Consider the following 11,239-nt stretch of genomic DNA (forward strand, 5'->3'; position numbering starts at 1 on the left):
CCCGTGCGCTGCGCCCCGGCCGGCGCTTCGACCTGCGCTCCACCGCCATGTTCTTCGGCCTGCTCGCCGCGGCACTGGTCACCGGGGGCCTGGCGGTGCGCGCGCCGGCCGGGGCGCAGCGCACGGGTACGACGCTCGGGCATGGTCACCGTGGTGACTCCTCTCTGTGGACGGCCGGACCAGGCGTCCCGGCCGACCGGGCACGCCGAAGATCACGTACGCCGTCTGCCCGCGATCGGCGCACTCACCGGACCTGGGTGTGCACCGCTTCCCGGGGTGGGCGGCCTGTTTCCGTGCGGGGCGGGAAAAAGGCGATCCGTGAGGGGATGTCACGATGGCCGGGGGCCCGGCCGGACGGAGGAGACGGACGTGGACTGGCGGGTGTTCGCCCAGCGGATGGCGTCGATGGCCCGGGATCTGCTCGCGGAGCACACGCTCGACGCGACGCTGGAGCAGATCTCGCGCTCGGCGGTGGAGCTCGTGGACGGCTGCGACGCCTCGGGCATTCTCGTGCTGAGCGAGGGACGGGTACGGTCGCTGGCGCCGACCGATCCGTTCGTCACCGAGAGCGACACGCTGCAGGGGGAGCTGCGCGAGGGGCCGTGCTTCGACGCGGCGCGGCCCGACCGCCCGGAGCGGCTCTTCCGCATACCCGACCTGACGGCGCCCCCGGAGCGCTGGCCGCACTTCGTGCCCCGGTGCCGGGAGCTCGGCGTGGGCAGCATGATGGGCTTCCTGCTGTACACGCGGGAGGAGGAGCTGGGCGCCCTCAACATGTACTCCCGCAAGCCGGGGACGTTCACCGAGGACAGCGAGACGGCTGGCTGGCTGCTGGCGTCGCACGCCGCGGTCGCCTTCGCCGCCGCCCGCACCGACGAGCAGATGCAGGAGGCCATCGCCACGCGTCATCTGATCGGCGAGGCGATGGGCATCCTGATGGGCCGGTACCACGTCACGGAGGACCAGGCGTTCGACCTGCTGCGCACCCGGTCGCAGCGCACCAACACCAAGCTGCGGGACGTGGCGCGGGAGATCTGCGGGCCGGGCGGCGCGGCCCGCTGACCGCCCGGCCCGCCGCACGGCGCGCGCTCAGCGGGCGGCCCCGGACCAGGTGTGGGCGACGTCGATCACGAGACGCCCGTCGAGCTGCTGCACGCGGAACGGCAGCCGTCCGCGCACCCCGAGGCCGAGCTGTGTGTCGCCCTCGAAGCTGCCGGCGAACCGCGCGTCGCGGAACGTGCGGTACCCGGTGAGCTCGACGCCCGGCAGGGGTCGTCCGACGCGCGCGGGGTAGGTGGCCGCGCCCGTCCCGGGGTCGTACGCGGGCGCGGTGACGCGCACCTCGAGGACCGCGCCGCCGGAGACGGGGATGTGCCGTCCCGAGCCGTCCTGGTGGAGCCGGTCGACGTAGCGGACGGAGTAGCCGAGGTCGCCGCGCGCGGCGCCGGGCACATCGACGACCATCCGGTCGTAGCAGTCGTGCCGGCCGGTGCGGACGTTGCGCACGGACTCGGCGGTGGCGGCGCCGGCCGCCTTGTCGCCGCTGCCCCAGCCGGTGGGGCAGGCCGTGGCCGCGGCGGGCGCGGCGGGCGGGGCGGCCACGGCCGGAGCCGCCGCCGTCGCCAGCGTGGCGCCGAGCAGCACCACGGTCGCGCAGATTGTTCTTGATTGAATCATTTTCGGCCCCCTGGGACGCCAACGTATCGGTATCGGGTGAGACGACCGGGATGACCCGATGGTTGCGGTGCGTTCGGCCGGTCGCCGTACCGGCGCGCATGGCACATGCTGGTGGGGAGCGGACGAACGTCCCGTTCCATGTGCACCGGGAGGGCGCTCCATGGGTGGTGCAGCCGCCGCACCGCGCGGGAAGCGGCCGGCGGGCGTGCCCGCGCCCGACGCGGAGGCGAGCCGGTCCCGGCGCGGCGAGAACCGAGTCGAGGACGCGCTCGCGGACGCCGTGGTGACGGCCATGCAGGACACCGGCGGGTACGGCGGGGCGGTCTACCTCCGGTCGCGGGACCGCAGGTCACTGGTGCTGTGCGTGATGTCCGGCGTGCCCCGCTCGCTGCTCAAGCCGTGGTGGCGGATCCCGGTGAGCGGTGCGCTGCCGATGTGCGAGGCGTTCCGCAGCGGCGAGACCCTCTACCTGCCCGACGACCGGGCGACGATGCTGCGCTTCCCCCAGTTCACGGCGGCCCTGCCGTACTCGTTCGCGCACGCCTACCACCCGGTGCGGGTCGGCGGGGAGACGGTGGGCGTCCTCGCGGTGCTGCACTCCTCCGCCCGGGAGCCGGCCGGCGAGCGGGAGGTGCGCGAGGCGCTGCGCCTGGCCGGGCTGGGCATGGAGGAGCGTCTCGCCGAGTTCGCCCGGGGGCTGCCGGGCCGCACGGACGCGGACGCGCTGTCGTACGGCATCGAGTACGACGACCAGCCGGTCAGTGTGCGGCTGCCGACGCCGCCCGCGCAGGCGGTCGCGGTCGGGATGGTCGAGTGGGACCTGGGCAGCGACCGCTGGTCCGGGGACGACGACGCGCTGGAACTGCTGGGCGTGTCCCGCGAGGAGTTCGGCGGCACCATGGCCGCGGTCGAGGAGCGGGTGACGCCGGACGACCTGTACGAACTGCGGGCGGCGCGGCGGGAGGCCGAGGACACCGGGCAGATCCGCGGCCGGCACTTCCGGGTGCTGGAGGAGTCGCAGGACGACAGCGAGGCGGTCCACTACCGGCCGGTTGAGCTGTGGGGGCACGTGGTGCGGGCGGGCGACACCGAACGGCTGCTGGTGGGCGCCCTGGTGGACGTGGCGGGCGGGGTCACCGCGGCGGAGGCGGCCGAGCGGCTGCCGGACGGGCTGTTCTCCCTGGACCAGGACGGCAGGGTCATCTACGCCAACCGCCGCTGCCAGGACCTGCTCGGCTGCCCTCTGGAGCGGCTGCTGGGCCACCACCCCTGGCGGGTGCTCACCTGGCTGCGCGACCCGGCGTACGAGGACCGCTACCGGGCGGCCATGCTGACGCAGCAGCCGGTGTCGTACCTCGTGCACGACCCGGACGGCGTCTGGCTGGGCTTCGTGCTCTACCCGGGCGTGCACGGGCTGACCGGCCGGGTGTTCCGCACGGCCGCGCCCGCCGGGGCGGAGCCGGGACGGCCGCTGACGCCGGCCGCGGAGCAGCCGGCGGTGCCGCCGACCGGGCTCGTCACCACGGCCCGCGCGGGGGCGCTGTACCACGTGGTGCAGATGGCCAGCGTGCTCACCGAGTCCGTCACCGTCCAGGACGTGTGCCGGGCCGTGTCCGAGCAGCTCCTGCCGGCGTTCGGGGCGCAGGAGGTCGCGCTGTACGCGGTGCGCGACGGGCGGATGTACCTGCTGTGGGAGGACGGCTATCCGCAGCACTTCCTCGACCCGTTCGAGGGGGTGCCGCTGGACGCGGACCTGCCCGGGGTGCACGCGCTGACCGCGCGCCTGCCGCTGTTCTTCGAGTCGCCCGAGGAACTCGTCGGCGCGTACCCGAGCCTGGTGCTGGACCCCATGGCCTCCTGGGCGTTCCTTCCGCTGATCGCCTCCGGGCATCCGATCGGCTCCCTCATCCTCGGCTGGAAGACCTCGCACCGCTTCACCGCCGAGGAGCGCAGCGCGCTGACCGCGCTGGCCGGGCTGGGCGCGCAGGCGATGGAGCGGGCGCGGCTCTACGACGCCGAGTCGGCCGTGGCGCGCGGGCTCCAGGAGGGGCTGCTCCCGCACCGGCTGCCCGCCATCGACCGGCTGCGCATCACCGCCCGCTATCTGCCGGGCACCAAGGGCATGGACATCGGCGGCGACTGGTACGACGTCATCCGGACGGGGCGCGGGGTGGCGCTGGTCATCGGGGACGTGGAGGGGCACAGCGTGGGCGCCGCGGCCGTCATGGGGCAGCTGCGCAGCGCGGTGCACGCCTTCGCCGCGAGCGGACGGCTGCCGCAGGAGGTCGTCACGCACACCAACCAGCTGCTCGTCGAGCTGGAGACGGACGTCTTCGCCACCTGCTGCTACATCGAGCTGGACCCGGCGACCGGGCACGCCCGGGCCGTGCGCGCGGGCCATCCGCCGCCGCTGCTGCGGCGCCCCGACGGAAGCACGGAGAGCCTGGAGCTGGCCGGCGGCGTGCTTCTGGGGGTGCAGCCAAACGCCGACTACCCGGTCACCGAGTTCACTTTGGAGCCCGGCAGCGTCCTGGCGCTCTACACCGACGGGCTGGTCGAGGTGCCCGGCAGCGACATCGCGACCGGCATCGAGACGGTCCGCATGTGTCTGGGCGTCAGCCGGACCGGCTCCATGGAGGAGCTGGCGGACCGGATGCTCGGCGCGGCCCGCCGCGCGGAGGACCGGCCGGACGACGTGGCGCTGCTGCTCACGGCGTACGACCTGGCGGACCCGCGCTGACCCGCGGCGCGACCGGGGCGGGCGGGCGCGCTCAGGCGCAGTACCGCACCAGCCACTCGTCGGGGTCGTAGGCGAAGCGGGCCGGGTCCGGCGCCACGGCGGGGCGCTCCTCGATCAGGTCCTCCACCCGGACGGGCTCCGGCAGGCTCCCGAAACGGGCGCGGCGGGCCCGGGCGGCCATGTCGTCGTCCTCGTATGCGTGTACGGCGTCCCGGCTCACGGCGCTTCCCCTCTCCGGCGGCCGGCGCTCCCCCCTCGGACAGCGCCGCGGCCTCGTGCGGTCAAGTGTCACACACGGACGGCGCAATGGAACGGGGCGTGCGCGGTCCGGGGTCCGGGGTCCGGACGCACCGGCCCGCCGGGCAGGTGAGCCCGTTCCCCCGGGCCGCCGCGCGGGGATGCCGGGGCGACCGCCCCGCCCTCTAATGGGCAGCAGGCGCCGGGATCCGCCCGGCCGGCCGGAGGAGAGCACGTCGATGCCGTCGACACGCGGTGAGGCGGGCGCCGGACCCCGGGCGGGTGTGCTGCGCCGGCTGGGCGAGTGGTGCGCTCGCCACTTCGTGGTGGTGATCGTCGCCTGGCTGGTCGCCCTCGTGGCGCTCCAGGTGGTGAGCCGGGCCGTCGGCGGCGACTACTCGGACAACTTCACCCTCTCCGACTCGCAGTCGCAGAAGGGCATCGAGGTCCTCCAGCGGCACGACCCGCAGGCCGGCGGCTACAGCAGCCAGATCGTCCTCCACGACGACCAGCGGGAACTGACCGCCCTCGGCTCGCAGATGTCCTCGACGGTCACCGCTCTTGAACAACTCCCGCACGTCCTGTCGGCGCAGAACCCGCTGACCGCCGCGGGCTCGTCCTCCGGCTCGTCGCAGCCCGGCGTGGGACCGCTGTCGTCCGACGGCAGGACCGCGTACATCACGGTGCGTTTCGACGTGCAGCCCTCGACGCTCGGCGACGGCTATCTGAGCGGGGTGGACGACGCCGTGCGCCCGCTGCGGGAGGCGGGCGCGCAGGTCGAGTACGGGGGGCCGCTGGGCGAGCTGGCCCGGCCCTCGCCCGACGACCGGACCAGCGAGCTGATCGGCTTCGGGGTCGCCGTCATCGTGCTGCTGATCGGGTTCGGCAGTGTGCTCGCCGCCGTCATGCCGCTGCTGACCGCGCTGATCGCGGTGGTCGCCGGGCTGGCCGTGCTCGGGCTGCTGGCCGCGGCCACCACCTTCGCCACCGTCTCCCCGACCCTCGCCACGATGATCGGTCTGGGCGTCGGCATCGACTACGCGCTGTTCCTGATCACCCGTCACCGGCAGGACGTGATGAACGGCCTGGACCCGGTGCGGGCGGCCGGACACGCCACCTCCACCAGCGGCCGGGCGGTGCTGGTCTCCGGCTGCACGGTGATCGTCGCCCTGGCCGGACTGTCCGCGTCGGGCGTGTCGTTCATCGCCAAGCTGGGACTGGCCGCCGCCGTCACGGTGGTTTCCGCCGTCCTCGGCGCGCTCACCCTGGTGCCGGCGCTGCTGGGGCTGGCCGGCGGCCGGATCGACCGCTGGCGGGTGCGCGCGACCGTGGCGGAGACCGACGCCGGGCCCGGTGCCGAACCGCACGGCACCTGGCATCGGTACGCGCAGCGGGTGGCGCGCAGACCGTGGACGTTCCTGACGGCGGGCGTCGCCGTGATCGCCGTGCTGGCGATCCCGGTGTTCTCCATCCAGCTCGGCCACATCGGCGACGGCGCGGACCCCACGTCGTTCACCGACCGGCGCGCCTACGACCTGATGACCGACGCGTTCGGGCCGGGCTCCAACGGCCCGCTCACCGTGGTCGTCGACCAGTCCTCCGTGCCCCAGTCGCAGCGCTCCTCCCTCGCCTCGCAGGCCCAGCAGACGCTGGACGGCGTGGAGGGGGCGGCCGTGGTCACGCCGCTGACGCCCACGCAGGACGGCGACGTGCTGGTGGGCACGGTGTACCCGACGGCGAGCCCGCAGAGCGCCACCACCACCGACCTGGCCAACCGCCTGGTGGACGACACACTGCCCGAGGCGGTGCGCGGCACGGACGCCTCGACGTACGTCACCGGGACGACGGCCGCGCAGGTCGACTTCCGCGACCTGGTCGCCGAGCGGCTGCCGTGGATCATCGCCGTGGTCGTCGCCCTGGCGTTCCTGATCATCCTCGCGGTGTTCCGCGGCCTGCTCGTCGCGGTGAAGGCGGCCGTGCTCAACGTCCTGTCCATCACGGCCTCGTACGGCGTGGTCGTCGCGGTGTTCCAGTGGGGCTGGGGCGGTCCGGCGCTGGGGGTGTCGGGCACGGTGCCGATCGAGAGCTACGTGCCGATGATGATGTTCGCGATCGTCTTCGGCCTCAGCATGGACTACGAGATCTTCCTGCTGTCCCGCGTCCACGAGGCGTGGCGGCGGACCGGGGACGCCCGGGCATCGGTCGCGCACGCCCTGGAGATCACCGCCCGGGTCATCACCTGCGCCGCGCTGATCATGGTGAGCGTGTTCGCGGCGTTCGTGGTCAGCGACAACGTGGTGGTGAAGATGCTGGGCCTGGGCCTGGCGGTCAGCGTCCTCATCGACGCGACGGTGGTGCGGCTGCTGCTGGTGCCGGCGGTGATGACGCTGCTGGGCGCGCACGCCTGGTGGACCCCGCGCCGCCTGGACCGCCTGCTGCCGCACATCGACGCCGAGGGCGAGGGCGGGAGCCGGGGCGCGGGCGCGGCGGCGGACCGCTGAGCGCGCGCCCGGCGTCCGGCCCGGCACGCACAAGGGCGGCAGGGCCCCGAAGGGTCCTGCCGCCCGGTGTGTCAGAGGTTGACCGTCAGGCGTTGCGCCGCACGCTGCGGAGCACGAAGAAGCCGAAGATCACCAGCACTCCGCCGATGGCGGCCGGCCACAGCTGGGCTCCGGTCTCGGCGAGGCTGCCGCTGCCGCCCTGGGCCTGGGCGCTGTTCTCGAGCTCGGGCAGACTGCCGGGCACCTGGGAGGCCTGCGCCGCCTGGCCGCCGTCGTCGCCGTCGCCCTTGTCCTGGCCGCCGCCCTGGTCGCCGTTGTCCTGACCACCGGCGTCGGCCGGCTCGGAGACCTTCACGTCCGGCTGGGCCGTGGCCTGGTCCTCGGCGGGCTGCTCGGTCGCCGAGGGCTGCTCCTGGCCGTCGTCCTGACCGCCGCCCTGGTTGCCGCCCTGGTCGCCGTCGTTCTGACCGCCGCCCTGGTTGCCGCCCTGGTCGCCGTCGTTCTGACCGCCGCCCTGGTTGTCACCGCCCTGGTCGCCGTCGTCCTGGCCGCCGTTGCCGCCCTGGCCCGGGTCGTCGGGCGTGGCGGAGGGCTGCTCGGCGCCGTTGTCGCCGCCGGCGTTGTCACCGCCGTTGTCGCCGTTGCCGTTGTCGCCGTTGCCGTTGTCGCCACCGGCGTTGCCGTCGTCACCACCGTTGTCACCGCCGCCGTTGTCGCCGCCGGCGGCGCCGGCGCCGCACTCACGGCCCTCGTTGATGCACGCGACCATCTCGTTCATCAGGTCTTCCTCGAAGACGTTGATGAAGTCGCCGTGGTCCGTGATCGGCTTGTGCAGCTGCTCGGGGAAGGAGTCCACCGCGAACAGCGGGACCGTCTTGCCGCCGTCCTCCAGGCTCGGCGCGTCGACGTCGTACACGATGCGCTGGACGAGCTGCGGGATCGGCTGGAAGCCGGCCGGGCAGTTGCCCTCGGCGTCCGTGAACGCCATGTGCGTACGGTGGTTGGCGCTGTCGATGTTGCGGCCGTCCCAGCAGCTCTGGAAGGCGAACGAGCGGACCACGTCACTGCCCTCCGGGCAGAGCGGGTACTTGTCCTTCAGCTGCCGGTCCTCGAAACCGGTGCAGCTCCAGGAGGCGTTGGCGTTGGCCGGGCCGTTGACGAAGGACTTGGCGTCACCGGTGATGATGCGCAGCAGCCGGGGCATGGCCGTGACCTTGCCCTTCGGGTTGCCGACGAAGGTCAGCGTGACGTCCTTCGGGGTGACGATCTCACCGGCGTTGCCCTCGATGCCGCCGCCCGGGGACTGGGCGTCGCGCTCCTCGGTGCCGTTCTGGAGGCGCAGCACCGGCCAGTAGTAGGAGGACTTGTCGCGCTGGTCCTCGCAGCTGGTCTGCGCCTTCGTCAGCTCGTCGTCGCTGACGAAGGCGTTGGTGGCCTGATTGCCGATGTAGTCGTGGAAGTGGTGGGCGCCGTTGCTCACGCCGGGCGCGGCGATGACGTTGTCCGAGTTGAACACGCCGTTCGCGTTGACGCCGCACTCGCTGACGAAGGTGCCGGTGGAGGCGTTCCCCGACGGCTGCGGCTTGTTGACGTTGGGCTGGACGCTCTCGATGGAGACGTAGTCGCCGGCCACCGGGCCGTTGCCCGCCTGGCCGCCGTTGCCGCCCTGCTCCTGGCCGTCGTCCTGGCCGCCCTGGTCCTGGCCGCCCTGCTGGCCGTCGCCGTCCTGCTGGCCGCCGTCCTGCTGGCCGTCGCCGTTCTGCTGGCCGTCGCCGTTCTGCTGGTCCTGGCCGTCTCCGGCCTGCTCGCCGCCGTCGCCGCCCTCCTCGGGGGCGGGGGCGTTGCCGGAGTCGCGCACCGCGCAGGCGGCGAGGTCGTCGAAGCCCTGCGGCAGTTCGCCGCCGGCCTTCTCGACGGCGGCTCCGATACGGGCCAGCACGGCGGCCCGCTTGTCCTTCAGCGGTCCGGCGATGGCGTTCTCGGCGAAGCCGGGGTCCTGGCGGATCGCGTCCGCGGACTCGCCGATCCGCTTGTACGCCTCGGCGATCTGGGCGTCCAGGTTGGCGAGTTCCTTGTCCACCTCCGCGCGGGCCTGGTCGGGCACCGCGGTCAGCTGGGTGGCCACGTCGGGGCAGTCGACGGTGGCGGCGCCCGACAGGACCTGCGCGTCCGTCGTCCCGCCGTCCGTGGCGGAAGCGTAGACGTTGGCCGCCATCATGCCGCCGCCGCCGAGGATCAAGGCGAAAGCGGCGAGTGTCGCGCGCTGTTTGGGGCGTCTGCGTGTGTTGCGTGCCAAGGCAGTACTCCTACGCTTCTGTCGCGGGGGACGGGCATTCGATTCCCACGCGTCATACGCAGGCGGACCGCATCGTGTTCAACCGGCTCACGACTTCTTCCGGAAATCTCAGCGACCGCGGGCCACTTGAGGCACACGGCCCCCGTCGGACGGAGTGCGTCCGACGGGGGCGCGGAGGGCGGTCGCGTGGCGTCTTCGCTGCTCGGGGCGGGTCTGCCTTGGCTGCCTCGGCCGGTCCCGCTCAGCCGAAGTCCACGTCGCTGCACAGGAAGTACGTCTGGTCCGAGTGCGAGGCCTGCCAGATCGTGTAGACGACGTGGTGGCCGCTCAGGCCGGAGGTGCTCACCGGGATCGCGTAGTTGCCGGCCGGGGCGTAGGAGCCGGTGCGGGTCAGCAGCTGGAGGTCGTCCCAGCGCAGCCGCTGCGTGGTGGGGTCGAAGCCTTGCTTGGTGACATAGACGAGGAAGTAGTCGGCGCCGTGGCGGGCCTGGTCGTACAGGTTGACGGTGAAGCCGCTGCCCACACGCGTCTTCTTCCAGGCGCCCGGTGTGTCCATGGAGCGGTAGCGGCCGTTCTCGGTGTTGCCGCCGCTGCACAGCGTGCCGTCGGGGACGACCGCGCGGAAGTTGCCGGCCGAGCCGTCCCGGTAGAGGCCGTTCCAGTTCCACATGGCGTTGGGGTTGTCCTGCCATGCCTGCCAGCACATCGGGTCCTGCTGGGCCATCGCCGGGTTCTGGAAGTCGCTCCCCCACCGCTGCCAGCAGCCGTAGTTGCGGGACGCGGGGTCCACCACGGAGCCGTGGGCGTGTGCCGTGCCGCTCCAGGGGACCATGCAGAGCAGCGCGGCGACGACGGTGCTCAGGACGAGCGCGAGCCGGAACCGGCCCCGCAGCAGATCACGCCGTAACAGATCATGTGCATGCCAACTCATGGGTTCCTTCTTTCCGCCGTGGGGGTCGGGAGTGCGGGCGCGCGCACCCGCCGCGCGCGCCCGATGGGAGCGCTCCCAGGGGCAATCTGCCGCCGGACGGCGGAAGGGGCAACCCTTCGTTCCCGCCACTTCCGCCACCCGGTGGCGTGTTCGACACGTTCGACGGCGGAGAGCCGGACGGACCGTGTCAGAGACGGTCGAGCTCCCCCGTCGTGCGCCCGAGGCAGACGACCGAGGCGTCCATCGGCACGCCCTCGACCTCCTCGAAGCCCAGCCGGTCGTAGAAGGCGCGGGCGGGCTTGTTGGCGACCGCCATCACCAGGTGCACGGCCGGGACCGCGCGCCCCGCCAGCGCCGCGAGCAGGGTGCGCATCAGCCGCCGCCCGTGGCCGCGCCCCTGCCACTCGGGCAGCAGGTCGATGTGCAGATGGGCGGGCCAGGGGGCGAGTTCCGGCACGACCATCCGCTCGGGGTGGTGCAGCAGCCAGGCGATCGTCTCGTCCGGGGTGGCCGGCGGGCCGGACGGGGCAGGGTGGCGCTCGGCGACCAGCGGGAGCCACTCGGTGCGGAACCGCTCGGCGAACCGGGCGGTGTCGGCGGCGCCGACGACGTAGCCCACCGCGTTCCCCCGCCCGTCGTCCAGCACGAAGGCCAGCTCGGGCTCCAGATACGCGTACGGGGCGGCGAAGGCGGCGGTGAAGACGGAGGGGTCGGCGTAGTGGGGGCGGCTGTCCTGGCCGTTGTGGGCGGTGCGGACGCAGATGTCGTCGAGGGCCTCGCGGTCCTCGGGGCGGTACGGACGGACGGCGGGAGACTCGGTCATGCCCGACATCCTGCACGCGTGGGAGCGCTCCCAC

At 73.5% G+C, this 11,239-nt stretch carries 8 protein-coding genes; 3 read left to right on the forward strand and 5 right to left on the reverse strand.

All coding sequences use genetic code 11. From position 1 onward, the window contains the following. Window positions 1-369 precede the first annotated feature (369 nt). Window positions 370-1,062 (forward strand): GAF and ANTAR domain-containing protein, encoded by a 693-nt coding sequence (locus CCN29_RS28785; protein ID WP_006132177.1) that lies wholly within the window; start codon window positions 370-372, stop codon window positions 1,060-1,062. A gap of 27 nt (window positions 1,063-1,089) precedes the next feature. Here the strand turns inward: CCN29_RS28785 and CCN29_RS28790 are convergent, their stop codons facing one another. Further along, entirely contained in the window at window positions 1,090-1,677 is a 588-nt protein-coding gene (locus tag CCN29_RS28790) for an AMIN-like domain-containing (lipo)protein (protein ID WP_442538534.1), read from the reverse strand. Between the two features lie 160 nt (window positions 1,678-1,837). Here CCN29_RS28790 and CCN29_RS28795 point away from each other — a divergent pair, with 160 nt between their 5' ends. Continuing rightward, entirely contained in the window at window positions 1,838-4,417 is a 2,580-nt protein-coding gene (locus CCN29_RS28795) for a SpoIIE family protein phosphatase (protein WP_442538535.1), read from the forward strand. 31 nt (window positions 4,418-4,448) lie between these two features. Here the strand turns inward: CCN29_RS28795 and CCN29_RS28800 are convergent, their stop codons facing one another. Next, entirely contained in the window at window positions 4,449-4,637 is a 189-nt protein-coding gene (locus CCN29_RS28800) for a hypothetical protein (protein ID WP_006132180.1), read from the reverse strand. A 256-nt stretch (window positions 4,638-4,893) separates the two neighbouring features. Here CCN29_RS28800 and CCN29_RS28805 point away from each other — a divergent pair, with 256 nt between their 5' ends. Beyond that, window positions 4,894-7,155 carry an MMPL family transporter gene (locus tag CCN29_RS28805; RefSeq protein ID WP_086685504.1) on the forward strand — a complete coding sequence of 754 codons (2,262 nt, stop codon included), beginning with the start codon at window positions 4,894-4,896 and terminating at the stop codon, window positions 7,153-7,155. An 85-nt stretch (window positions 7,156-7,240) separates the two neighbouring features. On the opposite strand, the gene CCN29_RS28810 is transcribed toward CCN29_RS28805, so the two are convergent. The 3 genes from CCN29_RS28810 to CCN29_RS28820 form a co-directional block, all read right to left on the reverse strand. Further along, window positions 7,241-9,373: a DUF1996 domain-containing protein gene (locus tag CCN29_RS28810; RefSeq protein WP_442538536.1), complete on the reverse strand. Its 2,133-nt coding sequence runs from the start codon at window positions 9,371-9,373 to the stop codon at window positions 7,241-7,243. Between the two features lie 319 nt (window positions 9,374-9,692). Next, complete coding sequence (locus tag CCN29_RS28815) at window positions 9,693-10,382, reverse strand: lytic polysaccharide monooxygenase auxiliary activity family 9 protein (protein WP_189408655.1); 690 nt, start codon at window positions 10,380-10,382, stop codon at window positions 9,693-9,695. Window positions 10,383-10,569: 187 nt separating this feature from the next. Continuing rightward, window positions 10,570-11,205 (reverse strand): GNAT family N-acetyltransferase, encoded by a 636-nt coding sequence (locus CCN29_RS28820; protein WP_086685512.1) that lies wholly within the window; start codon window positions 11,203-11,205, stop codon window positions 10,570-10,572. Between the last annotated feature and the right edge of the window lie 34 nt (window positions 11,206-11,239).

It is taken from the genome of Streptomyces pseudogriseolus, from assembly GCA_002154585.1.
Classification (GTDB): Bacteria; Actinomycetota; Actinomycetes; order Streptomycetales; family Streptomycetaceae; genus Streptomyces; species Streptomyces pseudogriseolus.

What these genes read in the sequence shown, in the direction of transcription:
- CCN29_RS28820 (WP_086685512.1), bottom strand. Translation starts at nt 11,205, where the DNA reads ATGACCGAGTCTCCCGCCGTCCGTCCGTACCGCCCCGAGGACCGCGAG.
- CCN29_RS28805 (WP_086685504.1), top strand. Translation starts at nt 4,894, where the DNA reads ATGCCGTCGACACGCGGTGAGGCGGGCGCCGGACCCCGGGCGGGTGTG.
- CCN29_RS28810 (WP_442538536.1), bottom strand. Translation starts at nt 9,373, where the DNA reads ATGATGGCGGCCAACGTCTACGCTTCCGCCACGGACGGCGGGACGACG.
- CCN29_RS28790 (WP_442538534.1), bottom strand. Translation starts at nt 1,677, where the DNA reads ATGATTCAATCAAGAACAATCTGCGCGACCGTGGTGCTGCTCGGCGCC.
- CCN29_RS28795 (WP_442538535.1), top strand. Translation starts at nt 1,838, where the DNA reads ATGGGTGGTGCAGCCGCCGCACCGCGCGGGAAGCGGCCGGCGGGCGTG.
- CCN29_RS28815 (WP_189408655.1), bottom strand. Translation starts at nt 10,382, where the DNA reads ATGAGTTGGCATGCACATGATCTGTTACGGCGTGATCTGCTGCGGGGC.